Genomic DNA, 25725 nt, shown 5'->3' with positions numbered 1-25725 from the left:
TTCCGCCTGCCCCGAGATACTGATATGGACATTCGCCACCTGACCTTTCTGGCCGGCCAGCCTGCTGCGGTCGTAAAAAACCGCGATCACTTCTGGGGCATGCCCAAGCGTGGCCTGGCATTCCTGCTGGCCAACGTCATGTTCTGGCAGCCAATGTGGGCACAGGCGGACGGTATCGTGGTGGCCAATCCCGGTACGAGCCTGGGTCAGGCGGGCAACGGCGTGCCGATCGTCAACATTGCCACGCCCAATGGTGCGGGTCTGTCGCACAACCAGTTTCATGACTACAACGTCGGTGCGCAGGGCGTCATCCTCAACAACGTGGCGGCGCAGACCGGGCAGACGCAACTGGGCGGCATCATCGTGGGCAACCCCAACCTGACCAATCGGGTAGCGGCGCAGGCGATTCTCAACGAGGTGATCAGTGGCAATCCAAGTCAATTACGCGGCTACACCGAAGTAGCGGGGCAGTCGGCGCGAGTGATTGTCGCCAACCCTTACGGCATCACCTGTAACGGTTGCGGATTCATCAACTCGCCTCGGGTGACCCTGACCACCGGCAAACCGGTGATCGATGGCGCGGGCCGACTGGACCGTTTTCAGGTCGATCAGGGCAACGTCGCCATCGAAGGTGCAGGACTCAATGCCAGCAACGTCGACCGTTTCGAGATCATCACCCGCAGTGCAAAAATCAACGCTGAAATCCAGGCGCAGAACCTGACCATTGTTGCCGGTCGCAACGATGTCAACGCACAAACTCTCAATGCAACAGCCCGCACTGATGATGGCAGCACCAAACCGCAACTGGCGATCGACTCTTCAGCGCTCGGCGGAATGTATGCAGGGACGATCAAACTGGTGGGTACGGAGGCTGGCGTAGGGGTGAAGCTGGCAGGCAACGTGGCGGCCAGTGGCGGTGATATCCAGATCGATGCCAACGGCCAGCTGACACTGGCACAAGCCTCGGCTGCGAGCAACGTCAACCTCACGGCCTCCGGCATCGATGCCCAAGGACCGATTTATGCCGGCATGAGCGTCAATGCTCAGACTCAGGGCAACCTGAGCAATCGGCAGACTCTCGCGGCACGTGACAACATCAATCTCAGTGCCGGTGGAAAACTGACCAACAACGGCATCATCGAAGCCGGGGTCAACGCCGACAACACTCGCAATGCGACAGGCAATGTCGCCATCAGCGCGAGCAGCATCGATAACAATGGCAAAAGCGTGGTCGCGAGCCGCGATTTGACGGTCGCGGCGGCACAGACCCTGAACAATCAGGGCGGTACCTTTAGCTCGCAAAACACGCGCGTGACCGCAGGCACTCTTGATAACCAGAACAAAGGTCGCGTACTGAGCACAGGGGCTTTGAGTCTCAACGCCAGCCAGGTACTCAACACCAGCGGTCTGATCAAGAGTTCCGGGCATCTGGATGCCGACATCGGTCACTTGAATAACCGCAGTGGCGAACTGTCGAGCCTGCAAAGTGCGACGTTGCGCATGGCAACGCTGGACAACGTTGCAGGGTTGGTAAATGCCGGAAAAACCTTGAGCATTACCGCTACCGGCCAGATCAACAACCAGAGTGGCAAGTTGACCTCCCTTGACAACCTGACGCTCAAGGCTGGCCACATCGTCAACAGCGACAAGGGCCGGATCGCCAGCAACGGTGCGTTGTCGGTCAATGCAGCAAGCCTGGATCAACACGAAGGTGGACAACTCACCAGCGATACGTCGCTGACGCTGGATCTCAACAACGGCGCCTTGAACAACCAGAAGGGTCTGATCAATGCACCGTTGCTGGTTCTGAAAAAACTGCAACAGGTCGATAACCGTAGCGGTGAAATCTCCAGCGCCCAGGCGTTTACGTTTGCTGCCAACAGCCTGGATAACAGCAATGGCAAACTGCTGAGCAATCAAACCCTGACCCTGCGCGTGCAACAGGCATTGACCAATATCAAGGGACTTATCGCTGCAGCCAGCATCGATGCCCACGCAGGTAGCCTGAACAACAATGGCGCTACCCTCACCAGTCGTACCGGCCTGGATCTGCGCGTTGACGGTCAGCTCGACAATCAGGACAAAGGACTGATCAACGCCACACAAGCTCTCGCCATCAGCGCTGCCAATATCAACAACCAGAATGGCGGCTCGCTGCTCGGTAGCGCCATCGCCATCGATTTCAGCGGTGCGATGGGCGACCTGAACAACAGCAAGGGCCTGATTACGACCAAAGGCCGGTTGAGCATCAATCACCTGCGGGACCTGAGCAACCAGGGCGGAGAACTCTCCAGCGACCTGAGCTATACGCTTGCCGCACGCAATCTGGACAACAGTGACGGCAAGCTTTTCAGTCGTCAGCGACTGGATCTGAGCGCTGACAACACGCGCAATCTCAATGGCCTGATTTCCGGCTGGCAAAACCTGAGCCTGCTCGGTGGCAGTCTCGACAATCGCAATCACGGTACGTTGTCCAGTCGTGATGGCGATCTATTGGTCGATCTCACGGGCGACATCCGCAACAGCAATACCGGCGCACTGGCCAGCAAAGGCATTTTGAAGATCACTGCGGCCAACATCGATAACTCGGACAAAGGTGCGCTCTCGAGTGAGGGCGCGCAGACCCTGACCGTCACCGGTACGTTGAACAACGGACAGGGTGGCCAGATCGACAGTGGCGCGGTTCTGGATATCACCGCCAAACGTCTCGACAACACCCATGCGACCATCAACGCCAAGCAGGACATCCGTTTCACCGGCACAGACCTGGATAACACAGAGGGGGTTCTGGCCAGTGAAGCGGCTGTCAATCTCGACTTGCTTGGCGCTCTGACAAACATCAAAGGTCAATTGGTCGGTGTTGGCCCGCTAGTGATTGCCCGTGCCACACAAATCAATAACCAGGGTGGCAAACTGGTCAGCCAGAAATTGCTCAGTCTGTCGACCGGCGGCCTCGACAACCGCAATGGCGGCACCGTCGCTGCTAACGATAACCTTGCGATCACCGCCAGCGGTGCAGTGCAAAACAGTGGCGGCCTGATCTACAGCGACGCCGCTGATCTGCAACTGACCGCTGCCAGCCTCGAAAACGTCAAGGGAACCCTGCAAAGCGAAGGCGCACTCACTGCGAACGTCGGCGGCGCCATCGATAACCAGAGCGGTCGTTTCGTTGCCAAAACCGGCGATCTCAACATCACCGCTGCCAGTCTCGACAGCCGTGGCGGTGTGCTCTCCAGCCTCAAAAGCGCTTTTACCGCGCAGATCGGTGGTTTGTTGCGTAATGGGCAGGGCGGGGTGATTCAGGCTCAGCAACTGACGCTCAAGGCCTTGGCCGGTCTCGACAACGAGGCTGGACGGATCGCGGCACAGAGCGGTGACGCGACTATCGATCTGGGCAGAACCGGAAGTTTCAACAACCGCAACGGCGTACTGGTCGCCAGGCAACACGTCAGCGTTACCGGCAAAGACTTTGACAACAGTGGCGACACGGGTGGCCAGGTTGCCGGTCAGCAGATCGACTTCAGCTTGAGCGGCGCCCTGTACAACCGCAAAGGCATCGTCGAAAGCGCCAGCACCCTGAGCATCGGCGCGGCCAGTATCGATAACCAGACCGGTCAATTGCGCGCACTCGGCAGCACCGGAAAAACCGCGTTCACCCTCGGCGGCCTGTTCGATAACCGCAACGGCACTGTAGAAAGTGCCAACAATGACCTCAGTCTCGGCGCGGGTGGATTGTTGAACGGTGGCGGTAACGTGTTGCATGTCGGTACCGGAATCTTCGACATCGCCACCGGCCAGCTCGGCAGTGCTGGCGGCAGCTTCGTCACACGCGGTGGACTGACGCTGACAGCCGATGGCTGGACCAACAGCAGTCTGATCCAGGCCGATCGTCTGACGGTCAACATCAACAACCTCAACCAGACGGTGAGCGGGCAGTTGCTGGCCGTCAGCAAACTGACCGGGACCGGTGGCAACTGGAATAACGACGGGTTGATTGCCAGTGACGGCGCTCTGGATCTGGCATTGTGGGGCAGCTATTCCGGGAATGGTCGCACCAGCAGTCTTGGCGACTTGGTGCTCAAGGCCAATCAGCTGGATCTCAACGCCGGGACCAGCATTGCCGGTGGCGGCAACACCACCATCAATATCAATGGCGTATTGAACAACCAGGGGCGTCTGACATCCAGCGGTGATCTCACCCTGGGCGCCGCCAACATCAATAACTACGGCACCATCGGTTCCGGCAAAGAACTCACTCTGACCACCAATGCTCTCCTGAACAGCGGGGGCCTGATCACCAGTGGCGGCGACATGCGTCTGCTGTTGGCCAGTTTCACCAACGCCTACGGCAATGTGTATGGCTTGAGCAATGTGCACATCGGCCGTGATCGCGACAGCGGCAAGGCTGACTTGCTGGACAACCGTTCCGGCGAGATCTACAGCGCGCAAGACCTGACCATCAATGCCCTGACCGTGAACAACGTGAGGGACATTCTCCAATACTCCGCCCATGAAAAAAGCTCGGTGGTCATCACGCAACTGGACTGCAACCTGATTCCCATTGCCGGCTGCGACTTCCGTAGTGGCGGACGGCGTAACGGACATTGGGAGATCGCCGAGACCGATCGCCTGAAAGTCGACAACAGCAGCGCCGCCGCGAGTCTGACCAGCGGTGGCAACATGACGATCAACGCCCAGGCTCTGAACAACAGCAGCAGTACCATTGCCGCCACCGGAAACATTTCGGTCAATGCCGGCACCATCACCAACAAGGGCGTGCAAGAGCAGGAGATCATCACCAAGCGTACCTACTGGAACTACGTCGACCAGATCTACGCCACAGAGCCCGCTGCCAAAGCGTTCAACGAAAAGAACGGGGGCACGCCGTCGCCTACTGTCGAGGCGGATCTGAGTCGTTTCATCAGCATGCTCGGCGGTGGCAAGCTCACCGAAAGCATCGTCACCGTCCCCGGATCCGGCAGTTCCTATGACGCTGTGATCCAGGCCGGTGGCAACATCACATTGAATGCCACCCAGACCATCGACAACAGTGTGGTGCGTCCTTATTACAGCTACGTCGCGGCAGGCAAAACCAACACCGATACGGGCGCTGGCAGTGGCTACTCCACGGTGGTCAAAATCAACCCGCAACTGCCGCCGGATCTGGCCCAGCAGCAGGTCAGCCCGATCGACCTGCCAGGTTTCAGCTTGCCGACGGGCCAGAACGGCCTGTTCCGCCTGAGCTCCGAAGGCAGCAGCAATCCGACCGCCACTGGCCCGCAAAGCTGGACGCTGAGCGGTGGCAAAGTCTCCGCCGATCCATCGGCAACCCCGATAACCATCAATCGGGTACAAGGCTTGCCGAGCAACGCCGGCAAGTCCCAGCCACACAAATACCTGATCGAAACCAACCCGGTACTGACCGACCTCAAGCAGTTCATGAGCTCGGATTATCTGCTGAAGGGGCTGGGCTACGACGCCGACCAGAGCGCCAAGCGTCTGGGTGATGGTCTGTTCGAACAGAAACTGGTTCAGCAGGCCGTCGTGGCCCGCACGGGGCAGCGTTTCATCGATGGGCAGACCTCCGACGAGGCGGTCTACAAGTATCTGATGGACAACGCCATCGCCAGCAAGAACGCGTTGAATCTGAGTGTAGGCGTCACCCTCAGTGCACAGCAGGTCGCGGCCCTGACCCACGACATCGTCTGGCTCGAAGAGCGTGAAGTGAACGGCGAAAAGGTCTTGGTGCCGGTGCTGTACCTGGCCAATGCCAACAACCGCCTCGCGTCCACGGGCGCGTTGATTCAGGGCAAGGACGTCACGCTGATTGCCGGCGAAAACCTGGAGAACTCCGGCACGTTGCGCGCCAGTCAAAATCTCGATGCAACAGCCAAGAAGGATCTGGTAAGCAGCGGTCTGGTCGAGGCCGGAAATGTCCTGAAGTTGACGGCGACCGACAACCTGACGAACAAGGCAGGCGGGATCATTTCCGGTCGAGACGTCACGCTCACCGCCGAACACGGCGACGTGATCAACGAACGCACCGTGACCACCCATCGCAGCAGTGACGGCCGCCTAAGCGAAGACACCGACTTCGTTGACAATGCGGCGCGTATCGAAGCGGCGAATGCTCTGGTTATCGGCGCCGGTCGCGATATCAACAACAGCGGCAGCGTGCTGAAAAGCGGTGGCGATACCACGCTGACGGCCGGGCGCGATGTGCATATCGACTCGACCGAACAGACGACTGACCGCAGCAATACCAACTATCAGTATTCGACGGTCAAGCAACATGGCTCGGACGTCAACGTCGGCGGCACACTCAAGGTTACGGCTCAGCGTGACGTCAGCGTAGTGGCGAGTAATGTCGAGGCCAAAGGCAACGTTGACATCAATGCCAAAGGTGACCTGACGATCAGCTCTGCGGCTGACGAATCCCATGCCACCGGCTGGAACAAGAAGTTCCGTGCGGAGGAGGATCACGTCGCCCAGCAATCGAGCGTGATCAAGGCTGGTGGAAGCCTGACGCTCAATGCCGACAAGGATCTCAACCTGATCGCCAGCCATGTCAAGTCGGGTGGCGAGGCTTTTGTCTATGCTGGCGACGACCTGAACCTGCTGACCGCTGATAACCTCGATCACTCGTTTTACACCAAGACAACGAAGGGCAGCTTCGGCAAGAAAAAATCCGTGATGACCGAAAGCGAACGTATCGCGTCGGTCAGCTCGAGTATCGAGTCAGGAAGCAAGCTGGTGATGTCGGCAGGTCAGGACATCAATGCACAAGGGGCAAAAGTCAAATCCGATGGATCGTTGCTGGCGACTGCCGGCCATGACATCAACCTCGACGCGGCCGAAGACTATGCCAGCCAGGCCAGTGCCTCTTCGAAGAAGAACTGGAAATCCAGCAAATCCAATAGTGGCGAGGCCACTCAAACCCGCTTGAACAGCACCGAGTGGGTTGCCAAGAGCATGGAGCTCAAGGCCGACAATGACATTGCGTTGAAAGCTGCTTCGTTGCGTGCAACGGATGACATCACGCTGACAGCCGCCAATGATGTGTTCATCGGCGCCGCTCAGGAAACACAAACCTCCAGCCAGTCGCAGAGCTCCAGCAAGACAGGGGCGACGATTACCGGGCTGCTGTCCAACACGCAGAAGTCGCAACAGGGGCAACAGTCGTCCACCGAAAGCATCGGCAGCGATATCAGCGCCGGCAGCCTGCAGATCAAGAGCGGCCGGGACACGGTGGTTGAAGGCAGCACGCTGGTGGCCGACAAGAACATCGGTATCAACGCCGGGCGCAACCTGGAAGTCATCAGCGCTGAAAACACCACGACCGCCAGTTCCTCTTCAGGCAGCAAGAAGGTGGGCGAGATCGGTTCCTGGTGGCAAGGCGCGACCGGGATCGTCAAGACCAAAGAGTCGGATCAGAGCACCACGACTCGCCAGTCGGGCAGCCAGATTGCTTCGCTTGGCGGCAACATCCTGCTGACGGCCGGGGATCATTACACCCAGACGGCCAGCCAACTGGTCGCGCCGGTGGGTGACATCGGGATCACGGCCAAGCACGTGGATATCGGTGAGGGCTACGACACACTGAGCTCCACCAAAACCGCCAGCACCAATCGCACCGCCGTCGGTGGCACAGTGAGCATTCCGCTGGTTGATGCGCTGCGCGGCATTCAACAAATGGGCGAAGCCGCCGGGAAAACCACCGACGGACGAATGCTTGCACTCGCTGCCGTGAATGCGGCCATGAGTGCCGATCAAGCGGTAGACGCGGCCAAGGCGTTGAAGGAAGACCCTCGGGTCGGAGTGAAGGTCAGCGTCAACCTGAGCAATAGCCAAAGCAAGATGAACAGTAGCCAGAGCGGCAGCAATGTCGTCGGCAGCGGCGTGATTGCGGGTGGCAACATCAACATCGTCGCCAAGGGTGCCGGTGCCGACAGCAACATCAATGTGGTCGGTAGTCGCATCGAAGGCGGTGGCGATGTTTCGCTGAACGCCGATGGTGCGATCAATCTTTTGTCCGCACAGAACACTGCTCATCAGGAAAGCACCAACAGCAACAGCGGCTGGAGCGCCGGTATCGGTTTCGGCTTCGGCGAGCAAAACGGCATTACCTTTGAACTGGCCGCCAACAAGGGCCGTGGCAGCAGTGATGGTGACGACGTCACGCACACCAACACCTCGGTCAAGTCCGGCGGCACGCTGAACCTGAAGAGTGGTGGCGACACCAACATCAAGGGCGCCACCGCCAGCGGCGAAACGGTCAAGGTCAACGTGGGCGGCGATCTCAATATCGAGAGCCTGCAAGACACCAGTACCTACACCTCCAAGCAGTCAAGCGCCAACGTCGGCCTGAGTGTCTGCGTGCCTCCGTTCTGTGTCGGCAACAGCAGCGTCAGCGGCGGCGTTTCCCAGCAACACATGCATAGCGAGTACGCCAGCGTCTCCGAACAGTCGGGCATCAAGGCGGGCAATGGCGGCTTCCAGGTCGAGGTCAAGGGCAACACCGACCTCGTCGGCGCGATCATCGCCAGTACCGACAAAGCGGTGGCTGATGGCAAAAACACTCTGAGCACCGGCACGCTGACCACGTCGGACGTCAAGAACAAGGCTGAGTACGATGCCAGCAGCATTAACCTGAGTGGTGGATATGGCGTCGATCTTGGCAAGGGGGGCAGTGGTGGTAATACCGCTAATCGAGGCGGTCCTGTCAACGCCGTTAAAGAGGGGGCGAACACTTCAACGCCGATTGTTTTGTTTGCCGGTGGCAACTCAAGCAGCACTACCCACAGCGGAATCAGTGGTGCTGCAGTCACTATCACCAACGAAACCAGGCAACAGGAACTGACCGGGCAAACCGCTGAGCAGACTATCGCGGCCATCAACACCGATGTTTCCAGTGACAGGGATGGCAGCAATAAGCTCAAGCCAATTTTCGATGTACGAGAAATTGATGCGAATTTCGAGATTGTCGGCAAGTTTGTACAGAACGTTTCCCAATTCATTGAGAACCGCGCAAAGGAAGCAGACGACAAGAAGAAACAAGCAGATCTGGAGTTGTTGGCTTCTCGCGACCCCTCATTATCCAAGGACAAACAGGACCTACATCGCGCCAAATATGATGAGCTTAAACAACAGGTAAAAGACATTGGCGAGAACTGGGGGCCGGGAGGCACTTACCGTCAAGTCGCAACAGCGTTGGTCGCAGGAGTCAGTGGAGGCGTCACGGGCAGTAGCGCTCAGTTCGCGCAGAACATGGTGGTTAACTATGTTCAGCAACAGGGCTCGGCCTACATTGGGCAACTGGTGTTGAAGGGGCTGAAAGAAGGTAGCCCGGTACACGCAGGCCTGCACGCAATCCTTGGTTGTGCCGGCGCTGCTGCCAGCAACCAAAGCTGCTCGGCGGGGGCGCTGGGGGGCGCAGCGTCCAGCGTTCTGACGGCACTGTTTGCCGACCCTAATCCGGATGAAACGGCTGAGGACCGTGAGACGAAGCGCAACCTCCTCACCACGTTGGTCGCCGGTATTGCAGCGATGTCCAACCCGAACGGAGCCGCCACGGCAACTAACGCGGCTATTGCGAACGTCGATAACAACTGGTTGGCAACGCAGCAGGAAGTCCAACGCAATAAAGAGATTGCTGCCGAACCTAACGTTTTGAAGAAAATGCAGATCTACGCGGAGTGGGAGCTCACTTCCGTACGTCAAGATGGTTTGACAGGGATCGGTATCGTTGATGGTTTCAAGGACGGTATGGCTGAGGCCGGGTTGGATGGGCTGAACGGTGCCGCAGAGTTCATGCGTCATCCCAAGGAGGGCATCGTCGCGATGATTGACTTTGTTTCTTCGACTGAGGGAGTTTCCGTTCTCGGTGAAGAACTTTCGAAGTCATTCAAGATACAACTTGAAGAGATGAACAACGCGCTTGAAGTCGGTGGCGATGATAATGCCGTCAACCTCGGGAGGCAGATGGGGCAAGCGGTCGCTATGGTGGTCGGTGCCGTGGCAGGAGGAGGTACCAGCGCAGCAAGAAGTGCGGCACTGCTGGCCCGAATGGGTATTAGCGTCGCCAGTCAGACGGTGAAAAAGATTTCATCGAAGTTCAGTCTCGACGTATTCAAGAACCAGTTTTCCAAGCTTCGGGCGTTGGTGAGCAAGACACGAGTTCCGCCTCCAATCAATGCCGACTCACTGGACAAAACGATCATTGACAGAATTGTCGGAATCGATAAGGGAGAGCGACCTCTTCCATCAACATATCTGTCTATTGACTACCAAGAGGCGTACGCCAGGTTGTTCAGCAGTGGTATCGCACGATTCCAGCCCGTGGTACCTGAAGGCGTCATAGGACGAACGGAGACGTGGGTGTTACCGAAAAATGTCGCGCAGGATATGATTTCGCGTGCCAACGGTGACGTATCGAAACTTGAGCAATATCTTGGTCTGGATAAAGGAACGCTGGGGACTGATCCAGTCCTGATTGCTGTTAATAAAACAGATGGAGTCAGGATCCCGTCAGGGAATGAGTGGGGGGCGAATGGCTTTTGGCGCCCGGGCGGATTTACCAGTGGTGGGGTACCAGAGGCTGTGATGGATCCGCTACACCCCGGAGACTATACGTTCACCAAGGTTTTCCAGTGAGGAAGCGATATGAGTAAAGTGATATTCAAATTCCGCGATGTGGAAATCAGCGAGCGTGATGGCCGCTATTTCATAAAATACGACGTTGGGACGATTGCTCCCGTCATGCGCGAAGACGAGATTTCGATGCAAGAAGCGCAGACCGCCATCGCCAGTAAAGAGGATCTGAATAACGTCATGATTGAATTGCAAAAAAGGCTGACGCGCGAAGGTGTCAATGCGTATGTCTCAAATTTGAAATTGATATGAACCGGAGCGTAGTTGCGCTAGGTGCAGGCTGAAGACCAGCGCCCGGCAACGAGCTGAAATCTTAAAAGCAAACGCCCCGAACATCTCGGGGCGTTTTCATATATCGGGTGGCAGACTTATCTAAACGCCGGCACCACATGCTTGATAAACAACTCCAGCGACTTCTTCTTCTCCGCATGCGGCAAGCTGTTGTCGCACCAGAAGCTGAACTCATCCACCCCCAGTTCCTGGTAGTACTTGATCCGCGGAATGATTTCTTCCGGCGTGCCGATCATCGCGGTCTTGTGCAGGCTCTCCAGCTCAAACTCTGGCCGTCCGGCAAATTTCTCTTCAGGGCTCGGGGCGAGGAAGCCGTTCACCGGTACTTCCTTGTTGCCGAACCACGCATCGAAGGTGCGGTAGAAACGTGAAATGGCTTTGGCGCCGACCTTCCAGCCTTCCGGGTCATCCACTGAATGCACGTGGGTATGACGCAGCACCATCAATTGCGGGCGTGGCACGTCGGGATTGTTGTCCAGCGCGGTCTGGAATTTGTTTTTCAGGTCGAGGACTTCTTCGTCGCCCTTCATCAGCGGCGTGACCATCACGTTGCAGCCATTGGCTACGGCGAAGTTGTGGGAGTCCGGGTCGCGGGCGGCGATCCACATTGGCGGGTTCGGCTGCTGGATCGGTTTCGGCACGCTGGTCGACGTGGGGAATTTCCAGATATCGCCGTTGTGGGCGTAGTCGCCCTGCCACAGGGCGCGGACCACCGGGACCATTTCCCGCAGCGCCTGGCCGCCGCTGGAAGCAGGCATGCCGCCGGCCATGCGGTCGAATTCCACCTGATAGGCGCCACGGGCCAGGCCGACTTCCATCCGGCCGTTACTGATCACGTCGAGCAGGGCGCATTCGCCGGCGACCCGCAGCGGGTGCCAGAACGGCGCGATGATGGTGCCGGCGCCGAGGTGAATGGTGGTGGTTTTGGCGGCGAGGTAGGCCAGCAGCGGCATCGGGCTCGGCGAGATGGTGTATTCCATGGCGTGGTGTTCGCCGATCCACACGGTGCTGAAACCGCCGGCCTCGGCCATCAACGTCAGTTCGGTCAGGTCTTCGAACAGTTGACGGTGGCTGACGCTTTCGTCCCAGCGTTCCATGTGTACGAACAGGGAAAATTTCATGACGCTACCTCGAATCTCTTGTGGTCGGCCGGTCGCATGCAGGCCTGTTTAAGTGCAATTGTGCGGATCAGGCGAAGGCGGGCAGGGCGCCCATCTTGCCGTGGCAATACACCAGTGGGCCGGTGTCCTGCTGAGGGACGATGAGGTTTTTCACCGCGCCGACCATGATCGCGTGGTCGCCACCTTCGTATTCGCGCCACAGCTCACATTCGATGATAGCTGTCGCGTTGGCCAGGATCGGGTTGCCCAGTTCGCTCAGCGTCCATTCGATGCCCTGGGCCTTGTCCTTGCCTTTGCGGGCGAACGCGTAGGCTTCGCTCTGTTGTCCGCCGGACAGGACGTGAATGGCAAAGCGTTTGTTTTTGATCAGGACGGGATAGGAGTCGGAGCTGTAGTTGGGGCAGAACAGCACCAGGGCCGGGTCCATCGACAGCGAACTGAACGCGCTGGCGGTGAGGCCGACGATCTGGCCGTCGTCATCAAGCGTGGTGATGACGGTGACGCCGGACGGGAACGAGCCCATGACTTGTTTGTAGACGGCAGCATCGATCATTGGTCAATCCTCGAGTGCGGTGAAGCGTGTTTTTATTCGTTTGTGGGTCTGATGGTATACCGTAATACATCGATTGCAAGCGCTTTTTTGGTGAAACGATAAACGTGGTGCATTCGTCGGAAACTCAACATTTACGGGGCTTTCGTCTAGCCGCAAAGCCTGGCTATCGGGGAGGATGCCGGATCAGTTACCGCCGTAAACAGCGGATCAGTCTTGTGAAAATGTTGGAATACCATAATATGGTGTTCATCTGAGGGGCGACGAAGTACGTCCCCGGTTTGGCTTCATACAACGATAAGAACAGACCCAATCGAGTTCATATATGTCCCAGATGTCCCGGCAAGATCCGTTGATCGAGAATCACACGGTCGACTACGTCCCACTCGCGGAACGCCACGGGAAGGCCCGCGACCTTTTCACTCTTTGGTTCAGCACCAACATTGCGCCACTGCCCATCGTCACCGGCGCCATGGTGGTCCAGGTGTTTCATCTCGACCTGTTCTGGGGGCTGCTGGCGATTGCGCTGGGGCACATGATCGGCGGTGTGGTGATCGCCCTGGCGTCGGCGCAAGGCCCGCGCATGGGTATTCCGCAGATGGTGCAGAGTCGTGGCCAGTTCGGGCGTTATGGTGCGCTGCTGATCGTGTTCTTCGCGGCGATCATTTATATCGGCTTCTTCATTTCCAACATCGTGCTCGCCGGCAAGTCCATCGTCGGCATTGCGCCGTCGGTGCCGGCGCCATTGAGCATTCTGATCGGCGCCCTCAGCGCCACGGCCATCGGCGTGATCGGCTACAACTTCATCCACACACTGAACCGCATCGGCACCTGGGTGATGGGCAGCGCGTTGCTGGCCGGCTTCATCTACATCTTTGCCCATGACTTGCCGGCGGACTTCTTTACCCGTGGCAGCTTCAATCTGTCCGGGTGGCTGGCGACGGTGTCGCTGGGGATCATCTGGCAGATCAGTTTCTCGCCGTACGTCTCGGACTATTCCCGCTACCTGCCGGCGGACATCGGTATCAGCAAGCCATTTATCGCGACTTACCTGGGCGCCACGCTGGGCACGATTCTGTCGTTCACCTTCGGTGCGGTGGCGGTGCTTGCGACACCCGAGGGCACCGAGGCGATGGCGGCGGTCAAGCAGTCCACCGGTTGGCTGGGGCCGATTCTGATGGTGCTGTTCCTGCTCAACATCATCAGCCACAACGCGCTGAATCTGTATGGCGCGGTGCTGTCGATCATCACCTCGATCCAGACCTTCGCCAGCCAGTGGACGCCAAGCATCAAGGTGCGAGTGATCCTGTCGAGCGTCGTGCTGGCGGGCTGCTGCGTGGTCGCGCTGGGGGCTTCGGCGGATTTCATTTCCGAGTTCATCGGGCTGATTCTGGCGCTGCTGCTGGTGTTGGTGCCGTGGGCGTCGATCAACCTGATCGACTTCTACCTGATCAAGCGCGGCAGCTACGACATCGCCTCGATCTTCCGCGCCGATGGCGGGATCTACGGGCGCTTCAATCTGCACGCGATCATTGCCTATTTCATCGGCATCATCGTGCAGTTGCCGTTTGCCAACACTTCGTTGTACGTCGGCCCCTACGCCAACCTGGTGGACGGTGCGGACCTGTCATGGCTGGTCGGCCTGATCGTGACCTGCCCGTTGTATTACTGCCTGGCGACGCGCGGGCAGACGCAGCAGAGCAGGGCGGCAAAATTGGGTTTTACTGACTGACCGTTCGCCGTCTGTTCAAACAATGCCCGGCCACTCGCCGGGCATTGTCGTTTCAGTATTCTGACGGTCACGCAAATTGGCCATATCGATCCCCTTTTGGCCAATCGGCTACTGTGCGCCTTGTGCGCTTGTCGGCAAGAATCGAAGCCACAACAAGACGCTGCATCTTCCTTGCCCTTGGCTGACCTGACAGCCGCTGCCGTGTACAGAACATAAAAACCATCGACTCACGCTGCATTCGGGGAAACACAATATGGTCACGATGAAACGCATTCTGGGCGCTACTGTTTTCGGGCTGACGCTGCTGGCCAGCGCCGTCCAGGCCGAACAGCGCGAACTGCGGGTATACAACTGGGCGGATTACATCCTGCCGTCGGTGCCCAAGGACTTCGCCGCCAAAAGCAACATCAAAGTGACCTGGGACACCTTCGACACCAACGAATCCCTCGAAGCCAAACTGCTGACCGGCAACTCCGGTTACGACCTGGTGGTGCCGTCGAACCAGTTCCTCGATACCCAGATCAAGGCCGGCGTGTTCCAGAAACTCGACAAGTCCAAGCTGCCGAACTGGAACCACCAGGATCCGGCGTTGCTCAAGTTGCTCGATTCCAATGACCCCGGCAATCAGTACGGAGTGCCCTACATGGTCGGCACGGTGCTGATCGGGTTCAACCCGGCCAAGGTCAAGGCTGCGCTCGGCGAGAATGCGCCAGTGGACAGTTGGGATCTGGTGTTCAAACCGGAGAACATGGAAAAACTCAAATCCTGCGGCGTGGCGATGCTCGATTCGCCGTCGGAAATCCTCCCGCTGGCCCTGCATTATCTGGGCCTTGACCCGAACAGCCAGAATCCGGCCGACTATGAGAAGGCCAAGGACCTGATGCTCAAGGTTCGCCCTTACGTCACCTACTTCAACTCGGCCAAGTACATGACCGATATCGCCAACGGCGACATCTGCGTGGCCATCGGTTATTCCGGCAGCTTCTACCAGTTCGGCAACCGCGCCAAAGAGGCGAAAAACGGCGTGGTGGTCGACTGGCGCTTGCCGAAGGAAGGCGCGCCGATCTGGTTCGACACCTTCGCCATTCCGAAGAGCGCGAAGAACGTTGAAGAGGCCCATGAATTCCTCAACAACCTGCTCGATCCGAAGGTCATTGCTTCGATCAGCGACTTCCTCGGCTACCCGAATGCCAACAAGGATTCGCTGCCGCTGATCAACAAGGAAATCACCGGCAACCCGAACCTGACGCCGACCAGCGAGGCGCTCAAGACGCTGTATGTGGTGCAGCCATTGCCGCAGAAACTGGAGCGGGTGCGGACGCGGGTGTGGACCAGCATCAAGTCCGATAAATAATCCAGATTTAAAAATGTGGGAGCGAGCCTGCTCGCGATAGCGTTGTGTCATTCAACATATCAGTTGGCTGACATGACGCCATCGTCGGAACGCCGCCCGGAGCAGGCTCGCTCCCACAGGTTTTATATTCAAGTCACTGACTCTGCCGTTCTTTTTCTGGCGACTTGTCCTTCGTCAGCACCAGACTGAGCAACACCGACGCCAGTATCAGCCCGCCGACAATCGCCAGCGACCACTCCACCGGCATGTGAAACCACGGCATCGCCGTCATCTTCCCGCCGATGAACACGAGCACCAGCGCCAGTCCGTACTTGAGCAGATGAAAGCGGTCGGCCATGTTCGCCAGCAGAAAGTACAGCGCCCGCAGCCCCATGATCGCGAAGATGTTCGAGGTGAAAATGATGAACGGATCGGTCGTCACCGCGAAAATCGCCGGGATGCTGTCCACCGCGAACATCAGGTCGCTGGCCTCGATCAGCACCAGCACCAGAAACATCGGCGTGGCCCAGCGCACGCCGTTCTGCAGCACGAAAAAGCGCTCGCCATGAAAACCGTTGGTGATTCGCAGATGCCCGCGCACCCAGCGCAGAAGCGGATTGTTATCAAGGTCCGGTTGCTGTTCGGCGAACACCAGCATTTTGATCCCGGTGATGATCAGGAACACGCCGAACACATACAGCAGCCAGGTGAACTGCGACACCAGCCACACGCCGGCAAAGATCATCGCCGCGCGCATCACGATCGCCCCGAGCACGCCGTACAGCAGCACCCGGCGCTGCAGCTCCGGGGGGACGGCGAAGTAGCCGAAGATCATCACGAACACGAACATGTTGTCGATCGACAGCGATTGCTCGATCAGATAACCGGTGAGGAATTCCAGGGTCTTGCGCTGGGCGATCTCGGGGCCGAATTCGCCGTTCAGATACCACCAGAGCAACCCGGCGAAGGCCAGCGCGAGCATGCACCACGCAATCACCCAGGATGAGGCTTCGCGCACCGAGACCCGATGGGCCTTGCGCCCGCCGAAGACAAACAGGTCAACGGCCAGCATGGCGAGGACAAAAACGATGAAGGCGGCCCACATCCAGGGTTCGCCGATGTTGATGGGGTGCATGTCGTTCTCCCTGTCTTTATGTTTTTCGGGGTAGACGAGGCCATGCTAGTAGGAGAGTTCCGACGAAGAAAAATCGTTTATTTCGTGGGTATTGTTCGTGAATACCGAAGTGTCAGGTGAGATGGGCAGATGCGGGGAATACTTCATTCAACACTTCTTTGCTAACCTCGCTGTCGAGCCAGTCCACCACGCCAGGAGCGACGATCATCGACACGCCAGATCCTCAAGCCGTCTGCAGCCCGATCACCAGCGCTGCGATCTTCATCGTGGCGACCCTCAACGCCGAAGCCGAGGCGGCCGAAAAAGTCCGCGACTGGTGCGCCGATATTGCAGGCCTGACACGCTCGGTCGGCAAGCGCGTCCCCTCGGGCAACCTGTCCTGCGTCTGCGGGTTTTCTTCCAGCGCCTGGGATCGTCTGTTCGGCAGTCCGCGACCGGCGTCGCTGCATGACTTTCGCGAGTTCGGTGTAGAAGGGCGGCGCGCCGTCTCCACGCCCGGCGACCTGCTGTTGCACATTCGCGCCGATCAGATGGATCTGTGTTTCGAGCTGGCGACGCAACTGATGTCGGCGCTGGACGGCGCCGTGACGGTGACCGACGAAGTGCAGGGTTTCCGCTATTTCGACATGCGCAGCATCATCGGTTTCGTCGACGGCACGGAGAATCCGGTCGGTCGCAAAGCCGAGCATTTTACCCTCGTAGGTGATGAAGATCAGACGTTCAGCGGTGGTAGTTATGTGTTGGTGCAGAAGTATCTGCACAACATGAAGGCGTGGAACGAATTGCCGGTCGAAGCGCAGGAACGGGTGATCGGGCGCACCAAGCTGTCCGATATCGAGCTGGATGACTCGGTCAAGCCGAGCAACTCCCACAGCGCGTTGACGACCATCACCAAGGACGGCGAAGAGGTGAAAATCCTGCGCGACAACATGCCGTTCGGTCGGCCCGGCGCAGGTGAATTCGGCACTTACTTCATCGGTTACGCGCGTTCGCCCGAGCCGCTGGAGCAGATGCTGGAAAACATGTTCGTCGGAAAGCCGCCCGGCAATTACGATCGATTGCTGGACTTCAGCACGGCGGTCACCGGCAGTCTGTTCTTTGTGCCTTCGGCGGATTTGCTTGAAGAGCTGGCAGAGCGATAAAAAAACGGCGGGATCAATTGATCCCGCCGTTTTTATTTACTTGCCTGCCGCCAGGGCTGGCGTACGTGGCGGCACCAGTCGCTTCGACCCGGTCGCTTCGAACGCCGCTGCCAGACGCAGCAACGTCGAATCGTCATAGGCGCGACCGGCAAACGTCAGCCCCACCGGCATGCCGATGTCGGCCATCACGCCCATCGGCACGGTGACGGTCGGCACACCGAGGTGGCGGATCGCGAGGTTGCCGTTGGCGACCCAGATGCCGTTGCTCCAGGCGATGTCCGCCGAGGCCGGGTTGACGTCGGCATCCGCCGGGCCCACGTCGGCGTTGGTCGGGAACAGCACGGCGTCGAGGCCGAGGCGATCCATCCAGTCTTCGAGGTCGAGCTTGCGGGTCTTCTCCAGGCCGCGCAGACCGTCCGGCAGGGTCGGAATCTGATCCCACGGCGTGATGCCGCGTTCGGCCATGCGCACGTATTCGTCCATGCCGGCGGCGAGATCGCCTTCACGGTTGGGCAGGGTGCCCGGGTCGTGCGGGAAGATTTTCGGCCCGTCAACGTCCGCCAGTTGATTGAGTTTCGGATCACCGTTGGCGCGCAGAAAATCATCGAAGGCCCAGGCCGACAGGTCCCACAGTTCGTGGTGCATGAACTCTTTGGAGACGATGCCGCGATTGAACACGGTCGGTGCGCCCGGACGATCGCCTTCGCAATTGGAGACCAGCGGGAAATCCACTTCAATCACTTCGGCGCCGGCAGCCTCGAGGGCCTGGCGAGCCTGTTTCCACAGGTCGATCACCGAGGCGCGGGTGTTGATGCGTTGCCCGGTCGGGCCGCCGATGCCTGGCTCGTCGCTGGTGCCGGCCTCAGGGTCGGCGTTGATGTACATGCGCGGCACGCCGAGGCGTTTGCCAGCCAGGGCATCACTTTTCACCGCCAGATCAAGGTAGGAAGCAGGGCGCACCGAGGCGACGCTCGGGATCGGCACCCAGGGTTGCAGGCGCCACAGGTCGCCACGGGTGTCGGTGTCTTCGGCCACGACTACGTCGAGGACTTCCAGCAGATCGGCCATGGTGCGAGCGTAGGGCACCACCACGTCCATGGTCGGCGTCAATGGCCAGTTGCCGCGCACCGAGATTACGCCGCGCGATGGTGTGTAGGCACACAAGCCATTATTCGACGCCGGGCCGCGACCGCTCGACCAGGTCTCTTCCGCCAGACCGAATGCCGAGAAGCTAGCAGCGGTGGCAGTGCCAGCACCATTCGACGAGCCGGAAGCAAACGGCGCAGTCAGATAAGCGGCGTTGTAAGGACTTTCAGCGCGACCGTAGACCCCGCGCTGCATCCCGCCATTGGCCATCGGCGGCATATTGGTCTTGCCCAGGCAGATCGCGCCGCCCGCACGCAGGCGCTCGATGGTGAATGCATCGCGCTGGGCTACGAGATCGGCGAACGCAGGGCTGCCGGACGCAGCAGTCAGGCCTTTGACCAGATAGCTGTCCTTGGCGGTGTAGGGGATGCCGTCCAGCGGACCGAGGGTTTCGCCCTTGGCGCGGCGGGCATCGGACGCCTCGGCTTCCTTCAAGGCCTCGGGGTTGCGCACGATCACCGCGTTCAGGGCGGTGGCGGTTTGCGGGCCGTCATAGGCATCGATACGCGCCAGATAGGCCTGGACCAGTTCAACCGCGGTGGTCTGGCCGGATTCGAGCGCCGAGCGCAGTTGAGCAATGGAGACTTCAGTGACTTCGATCATGCTGTTACCGCCGACAGGTTCGCTAAAGGGTGGTTGATCATTGTTATCGTCGAAACGTGTCAATCATTCTTGATGGGCGAAACTCTACCCTGAAGTTTGTCGATTGGCATGTCCTAATTCGATAAATATCGACAAAAATCAGCGAAAAAATTCTCCAGGCGTCTCGCCAAACTGTTGGCGAAAGGCTGCAATGAACGCCGATGTCGAATCGTAACCGCAGGCCAGAGCCACTTCGGTGACCCGTTCGCCACGCTCCAGCGGCGTCAGCGCTCCCAGCAAACGCAAGCGCTGGCGCCATGCGCGGAAGGTCAGGCCGGTGTCGCGCAGGAACAGCCGGCTGAGGGTTTTCTCGGTCACGCCGAACTTTTCGCTCCAGTGACTGAGTGTGGTCTGCTGTTCCGGATGTTGCTCGAGACTTTGGTAGATCTGCCGCAAACGGATGTCCTGAGGCAGTGGCAGCATCAGGTCGATTTGCGGGGCTTCGGCCAATTGATCGAGGATCACCTGCGCCAGGCGTCCGTGAGGGCCGCTCTGGTCATACTCGACAGGAATCTGACTGAAGGCCCGGATCAGCTCCCGCAGAAGATCGCTGACGCCGAGCACATGACAACGCTCCAGCGCCCAACCCGCCACGCTGCAATCGATGTACAGGCTGCGCATTTCCGTGTGCGGCGAACTGAATACCCGATGCGGCACCCCCGCCGGAATCCATACGGCGCGCTCTGGCGGCGCGACGAAACGACCGGCGGCGGTCTGCACTTCGAGCACGCCCTGGATCGCGTAAGACAATTGCACCCACGGATGACTGTGGCGGCGGGTCAGGGCGCGATTGGGCAGTGATTCAGTGCGTCCATACAACGGACGCGGCAGGCTCGGCAGCCCGGGAATGCTGCGTCTGACGCTTTTGTCGTGTCCTTTTGGCGGCATCTTGCGGCTCTTCGGCGTTAGTCGGTAATTTCCAGTCACGTTAGAGTCGCTTCCACGTACTGGCAACCCCCGGATGAACAAACCATGACGCGCCCAAGATTCTTGCCCGACAACTTCACCCTGACCCTCGTCGCCGTGGTGCTGCTTGCCAGCTTCCTGCCTGCCAGCGGCCAGGTCGCGGTCGGCTTCGGCTGGCTGACCAATATCGCGATTGCGCTGCTGTTTTTCCTGCACGGCGCCAAGCTTTCCCGCGAATCGATCATCGCCGGTGCCGGTCACTGGCGCCTGCATCTGCTGGTGTTCGGCCTGACTTTTGTCCTGTTCCCGCTGCTGGGGCTGGCGCTCAAACCGCTGTTGTCGCCGATGATCGGTGACAACCTGTACATGGGCATGCTTTACCTCTGTGCATTGCCGGCCACGGTGCAGTCGGCGATTGCTTTCACCTCGCTGGCCCGGGGCAACATTCCGGCGGCAATCTGCAGCGCGGCGGCGTCGAGTCTGTTCGGGATCTTTCTCACGCCATTGCTGGTGACGTTGTTGCTGAACGTGCATGGCGACGGCGGCTCGACCGTCGACGCGATCCTGAAAATCAGTGTGCAACTGCTGCTGCCATTCATCGCCGGTCAGATCGCCCGCCGCTGGATCGGCGCCTGGGTCGGCCGCAACAAGAACTGGCTGAAATTTGTTGATCAGGGTTCGATTCTGCTGGTGGTCTACGGCGCGTTCAGTGAAGCCGTCAACGAAGGCATCTGGCACCAGATTCCGGTGATCGACCTGCTGGGGTTGGTGGTGGCCTGCTGCATCCTGCTGGGGCTGGTGCTGCTGGCATCGACGCTGCTGGGCAAGTTGTTCGGCTTCAACCTGGAAGATCGCATCACCATCCTGTTCTGCGGCTCGAAAAAGAGCCTGGCCACCGGTGTGCCGATGGCCCAGGTGTTATTTGCCGGCAGTACCATCGGTGTGCTGATTCTGCCGCTGATGCTGTTTCACCAGATCCAGTTGATGGTCTGCGCGGTGCTGGCGCAGCGTTACGCGAAACGACAGGAGTCGGTGCAGGAACTGATGGCGCAGGTTGATCCTTGATGATCAGCGAACGGGCCAGCGTGTTTGCAAATGCTCAAACAAATAGTCGGTAAATGCCTTGACCTTGGAAGTCATGGCGGCGCGCTCCTGCACGCAGGCGTAGATTTCGAGAGGGGCAGTGACGGCAACGTTTGATCCTTCGCCGGGCTCAAGCAGCCGGACGAGTTCACCGCTTTCCAGGTAGGGTGCGGCAACGAATTCGGCCAGTCGCGCAATGCCCGCGCCATGAGCCGTCATCTGCGCCAGGGCATCGATGTCGTCGCTGATCGCGGTTGCATTGATCGGTGCTTCGAAGCGCTGACCGTCGCGGATGAACCACCAGCGCAGGAAGCGCCCGTCCAGCGGGTAACGGAACGCAAGGCAGGCGTGCTGCGGAAGATCTTCCGGGGTAGCCGGGTAACCGGCCCTTTGCAGATAGCCGGGGCTGGCACAAATCACGAACGGCACTGTCGCGACCTTGCGCGCGATGATGCCGTCCTCCAGTTGCGGCTCGATGCGCAGGCTCAGGTCGATACCTTCATGCAGGTGATTGATCTTGCGGTCGGTGGTCGAGAGCTCGAGCGTCAGCTGCGGGTAGCGCTCGGCGAAACCGGCAATAACCGGCGCCAATACGTGGCGTCCGAATCCGGCGGTGGAGGCGATGCTCAAGTGGCCTTGAAGTTGCGTCTGGGGGTGGCTGATGGCGCTCTGTGCGGACTCAAGATCGAGCGCGATACGCTTCACTTTCTCGAAGTACACCGAGCCACTTTCGGTCAGCGCCATGCTGCGGGTGGTGCGTTGCAGAAGGCGTGTGTCGAGGTGAGCCTCCAGGCGGTTGAGCGTCTGGCTGACGGCGGCAGCGCTGACCCCGAGGACTTTTGCGGCGCCGACGATCGATCCCGCCTCAACGACTTTGATAAAGCAATCGATTGCACCCAGCAGATTCATGTGCGGATCCCGGTCACTGAATACTCATAAGATTTTGTTTATAAAGTCCTCACGATGATCCGTCTAGTTTCCGGATGGTCGGGTTGTTAGGGTGCTCGACGCCCGAGCATTTCAAACAACAAGGACCGACATGAATCAGAGACTCCCCTCAACCACCGCCGCACTCAGCCCGCGCAAGCTGTCTGCCCGTGCCACGCCGTACGTGTTCGCGTTGTACATGGCGACCATCATGGCGTTCCTGATGTCACTGGTGATCACCGCAGCGAACTCCGGCATTGAGTCGGACTACCTTAGCAATGCACTGCACGCCTACAAACTGGCAATGCCCGTGGCGTTTTTGTGCATCCTGGTGGTCCGGCCAATCGTGGTGAAACTGGTGGCGTTGACGGTACACCCGCACCGCTGACCCAGGAACAAGCTACATCGCCCCGGAATATTTCACCGCTGCCGCCGCCCTCGACGGCACATTCAATGCCCGCAACAACGACGACACATGAATCCGCACCGTGAACGGGGAGATATCCAGTTCACGGGCGATTTCCTTGTTGGTCTTGCCTTGGGCGATCAGCCGCAGCACATCCTGCTGACGCGGGGTGAGGGCGGCGCCGGTTTCCAGCGGAAGCAGGCCCGACGGTGCGAACTTCACCAGCACTTCGCCTTCGCGGATCGCCAGGATCGCCTCGCCGATCTCGTCGGGGGCAATGTTCTTGCCGATGAAACCGTCGATGCCCGCCGCCATGACTTCGCCGATCAGTGCCTCGTCATCGACCATCGACACCACGATCAGCGTGGTGCGTGGCAGGCGCCGACGCAGCTCGCCGAGCTGGCTGACGCAAGTCAGGCCGGGGAAGCGCAGATCGAGGATCAAGGTGTCCGGCTCATCGCCGGATGGCAGCAGGGCGAGCACCGCCTCCAGATCGCCGGCTTCTTCGATCTGCGCCTCAGGCAACAGACGACTTACCGTGCGCACCATCGCTTCGCGAAACAGCGGATGATCGTCGGCTATGATGATTCGGCATGTCATGGCTCAACCCTCCCTGGGTCGACATTTCTCACGGCGTGCACCTTAGCACCGGGCGAAGGCGTTGCCTGTCGGTTCGTGCTGATTCTGACGATTGCCGCACAAGGACGTTCCCCATGAAGTTCGAAAAGAACACCGAGCTCGACCAGGCCAATCTGCGCATCATCATCGCCAGTATCGCGCTGGTTTACATGGGCGTGCTCGGTTTCCTGCCGGGCCAGCGCTTCGATACCTATCTGCCGGTGATCACCTACATTGCCCTGTTTTTGCTGGCCTCGGTCGGGCTGCGTCAGGCCATCGTGCGTTGGCCGGGGCATTATCCGGCGCGGCGAATATTCGGCATGGTCCACGATTACACCGGCACCTGCTTCGGGCTGGTGGTCGGAGGTGAGGCGGCGCTGCCCATCTATGCCGTCATGGTCTGGGTCAACCTCGGCAACGGCATGCGCTATGGCTCGCGCTATCTGGCGATTGCCACCGTGCTGGCGTTGCTTGCGTTGTTGGCGGTCTATCGGTTGACGCCGTACTGGCAGGCGCAACCGTTCATGGTGCTGATGCTGATGATCACCAGCACGGTGATTCCGGTGTATGCGCACTTGCTGCTGGAGCGCACGCGCAAGGCATCTGAAGAAGCCGTCGCGGCGAATCTGGAAAAGTCGCGATTCCTGGCCCAGGCCAGTCATGACCTGCGCCAGCCGATCCACTCCATCGGCCTGTTTACCGCATGTCTTCGCGAGTCACGGCTGGGCGAGGACGAGCGGCGGCTGGTGGACAACATCGACCGTTCGCTGCTCAACGTGTCGCAGCTTTTCCGCTCGATCCTCGATCTGTACACCCTTGATAACGGCCGGGTTCAACCCAGGATGCAAACGCTGGAGCTGGGGCAGTGGCTGACGGAACTGATTCGCCAGAATGCCGAGGCTGCACGTTGGGCGGGTGTGGAATTACGTCTGCACCGTTGCGAGCATTGGGTGCGCACTGATCCGGCCTTGCTGGCGACCATGGTGCAGAACGTGCTGTCCAACTGCTTCAAATATGGCGCGCAGCGGCCGGTGCTGGTGGGCGTGCGCAGAAAGGGTGCAGGGTTGGCCATCGTGGTGTATGACCGTGGCAGCGGCATCGCGGAGGAACATCTGCCCAGGGTTTTCGAGGAGTTTTATCGGGTTCGTCAATTGCGTGACAAGGACGTTGAAGGCGTGGGGCTGGGCCTGTCGATCGTCAAGCGGCTGGGGCAGATGATTGGTGTCGATGTGTTGATTCGTTCTCGGCTGGGGCACGGTACGGGCGTGACGCTGCAGGGTTTGTCACGGGTGGCGCCGCAGTTGCCGGTCAGTCGGGACGAGGTTCGTCAGGTCGGATTGCTGACGGGGTTGAAGGTGTGTCTGGTGGAGGATGACCATAACGTTCTGCTGGCGACCTCGGCGTTGCTGGAGCGCTGGGGTTGCGTCGTGCAGGCCGAACTGACGGGGCAGGGGCTGGTCACCGATTGCGACATCATCGTCGCCGACTATGACCTCGGCTCGCACAGCACCGGTATCGAGTGCATCGATGAAGTTCGCCGTCAGCGGGGTTTTGCGGTGCCGGCCATGATCATCACCGGGCACGACATCGAAAAAATCCAGGCGGCCCTGCATGACCGCCAGATTGCCATACTGTCCAAACCGGTGCGCCCGGCCGAGCTGCGCGCGACCTTGCGTGCGTTGCGCGACCGGCAGACCGAAGCGGTCAGCGCTTACACAGATAGTCCTGCGTAATGGTGGTTTGCAGGCAGTTGTACTGGCCCATGGTGCGGCAGATGTTTTTCTCCGAGCCGGATACTTCGGCGCTCTTGTAGCCCCAGACCTTGCAGCGTCCTTCAGCCGTGGCCAATCCCTGGGCGGCAGAGGTTTGCCCGCTTTCGAACTGGCCCAGTTCATAGGAGACCTGGACGACGCCATCGGTTTTGCTGCCGCCGGTGGCTTCCCATTGTTTCGGTGTGGCGCAGCCGGTGAGCACGACGGCGGCGAGGCTGAGGGTGGCGATGAGTGTTTTCATGATCGAACGGAATCCTTTACCGGATGAGAA

General features: G+C 59.3%; 16 protein-coding genes. 8 read left to right on the top strand and 8 right to left on the bottom strand.

Annotation, left to right across the window (positions count from 1 at the left end):
• Window positions 1-24 precede the first annotated feature (24 nt).
• Both DLD99_RS16510 and DLD99_RS16505 read left to right on the top strand, forming a co-directional pair.
• A complete protein-coding gene (locus tag DLD99_RS16510) occupies window positions 25-10653 on the top strand; it encodes a hemagglutinin repeat-containing protein (RefSeq protein WP_114883641.1) in 10629 nt (3542 codons plus the stop codon).
• A gap of 9 nt (window positions 10654-10662) precedes the next feature.
• Window positions 10663-10902 (top strand): hypothetical protein, encoded by a 240-nt coding sequence (locus tag DLD99_RS16505; RefSeq protein ID WP_114883639.1) that lies wholly within the window; start codon window positions 10663-10665, stop codon window positions 10900-10902.
• Between the two features lie 116 nt (window positions 10903-11018).
• Here DLD99_RS16505 and DLD99_RS16500 read toward each other — a convergent pair whose 3' ends face one another.
• On the bottom strand, window positions 11019-12062 hold the full coding sequence (locus DLD99_RS16500; protein ID WP_114883637.1) for an LLM class flavin-dependent oxidoreductase: 1044 nt from the start codon (window positions 12060-12062) through the stop codon (window positions 11019-11021).
• Window positions 12063-12129: 67 nt separating this feature from the next.
• Window positions 12130-12615 (bottom strand): flavin reductase family protein, encoded by a 486-nt coding sequence (locus tag DLD99_RS16495; RefSeq protein WP_064597301.1) that lies wholly within the window; start codon window positions 12613-12615, stop codon window positions 12130-12132.
• 322 nt (window positions 12616-12937) lie between these two features.
• Here DLD99_RS16495 and DLD99_RS16490 point away from each other — a divergent pair, with 322 nt between their 5' ends.
• Together DLD99_RS16490 and DLD99_RS16485 are read left to right on the top strand one after the other, a co-directional pair.
• Window positions 12938-14344 carry a purine-cytosine permease family protein gene (locus DLD99_RS16490; protein WP_114883635.1) on the top strand — a complete coding sequence of 469 codons (1407 nt, stop codon included), beginning with the start codon at window positions 12938-12940 and terminating at the stop codon, window positions 14342-14344.
• Between the two features lie 253 nt (window positions 14345-14597).
• Window positions 14598-15698, top strand: coding sequence for a polyamine ABC transporter substrate-binding protein (locus DLD99_RS16485; protein ID WP_114883633.1), 1101 nt, complete (start codon window positions 14598-14600; stop codon window positions 15696-15698).
• A 133-nt stretch (window positions 15699-15831) separates the two neighbouring features.
• Here the strand turns inward: DLD99_RS16485 and DLD99_RS16480 are convergent, their stop codons facing one another.
• Window positions 15832-16812 (bottom strand): TerC family protein, encoded by a 981-nt coding sequence (locus tag DLD99_RS16480; RefSeq protein WP_114883631.1) that lies wholly within the window; start codon window positions 16810-16812, stop codon window positions 15832-15834.
• 158 nt (window positions 16813-16970) lie between these two features.
• On the opposite strand from DLD99_RS16480, the gene DLD99_RS16475 reads away from it, so the two are divergent.
• Complete coding sequence (locus tag DLD99_RS16475; protein WP_425272991.1) at window positions 16971-17954, top strand: Dyp-type peroxidase; 984 nt, start codon at window positions 16971-16973, stop codon at window positions 17952-17954.
• A 36-nt stretch (window positions 17955-17990) separates the two neighbouring features.
• Here the strand turns inward: DLD99_RS16475 and DLD99_RS16470 are convergent, their stop codons facing one another.
• A complete protein-coding gene (locus DLD99_RS16470) occupies window positions 17991-19703 on the bottom strand; it encodes an amidase (protein WP_114883629.1) in 1713 nt (570 codons plus the stop codon).
• 138 nt (window positions 19704-19841) lie between these two features.
• A complete protein-coding gene (locus DLD99_RS16465) occupies window positions 19842-20630 on the bottom strand; it encodes an AraC family transcriptional regulator (RefSeq protein WP_085711354.1) in 789 nt (262 codons plus the stop codon).
• An 84-nt stretch (window positions 20631-20714) separates the two neighbouring features.
• On the opposite strand from DLD99_RS16465, the gene DLD99_RS16460 reads away from it, so the two are divergent.
• Window positions 20715-21713 (top strand): bile acid:sodium symporter family protein, encoded by a 999-nt coding sequence (locus DLD99_RS16460; protein WP_114883627.1) that lies wholly within the window; start codon window positions 20715-20717, stop codon window positions 21711-21713.
• Between the two features lie 3 nt (window positions 21714-21716).
• On the opposite strand, the gene DLD99_RS16455 is transcribed toward DLD99_RS16460, so the two are convergent.
• Window positions 21717-22640, bottom strand: coding sequence for a LysR family transcriptional regulator (locus tag DLD99_RS16455; protein WP_114883625.1), 924 nt, complete (start codon window positions 22638-22640; stop codon window positions 21717-21719).
• 130 nt (window positions 22641-22770) lie between these two features.
• Between DLD99_RS16455 and DLD99_RS16450 the strand changes: the two genes are divergently transcribed.
• On the top strand, window positions 22771-23046 hold the full coding sequence (locus tag DLD99_RS16450) for a DUF2798 domain-containing protein (protein WP_085711351.1): 276 nt from the start codon (window positions 22771-22773) through the stop codon (window positions 23044-23046).
• Window positions 23047-23058: 12 nt separating this feature from the next.
• Here the strand turns inward: DLD99_RS16450 and DLD99_RS16445 are convergent, their stop codons facing one another.
• The gene (locus DLD99_RS16445) at window positions 23059-23664 is read right to left on the bottom strand and encodes a LuxR C-terminal-related transcriptional regulator (RefSeq protein WP_114883623.1); all 606 of its coding nucleotides are present in this window, start codon (window positions 23662-23664) and stop codon (window positions 23059-23061) included.
• Between the two features lie 113 nt (window positions 23665-23777).
• Here DLD99_RS16445 and DLD99_RS16440 point away from each other — a divergent pair, with 113 nt between their 5' ends.
• Window positions 23778-25415 carry an ATP-binding response regulator gene (locus tag DLD99_RS16440; protein ID WP_114883621.1) on the top strand — a complete coding sequence of 546 codons (1638 nt, stop codon included), beginning with the start codon at window positions 23778-23780 and terminating at the stop codon, window positions 25413-25415.
• On the opposite strand, the gene yecR is transcribed toward DLD99_RS16440, so the two are convergent.
• Window positions 25387-25695 carry a YecR family lipoprotein gene (gene yecR, locus DLD99_RS16435; RefSeq protein ID WP_007950440.1) on the bottom strand — a complete coding sequence of 103 codons (309 nt, stop codon included), beginning with the start codon at window positions 25693-25695 and terminating at the stop codon, window positions 25387-25389. The two genes, DLD99_RS16440 and yecR, sit on opposite strands and share 29 nt — an antisense overlap.
• Window positions 25696-25725: the final 30 nt, after the last annotated feature.

This window comes from Pseudomonas kribbensis, assembly GCF_003352185.1.
GTDB lineage: Bacteria > Pseudomonadota > Gammaproteobacteria > Pseudomonadales > Pseudomonadaceae > Aquipseudomonas > Aquipseudomonas kribbensis.
The sequence above is the reverse complement of the archived record's forward strand: the minus strand, read 5'-3'. Positions and strand labels throughout refer to the sequence as shown.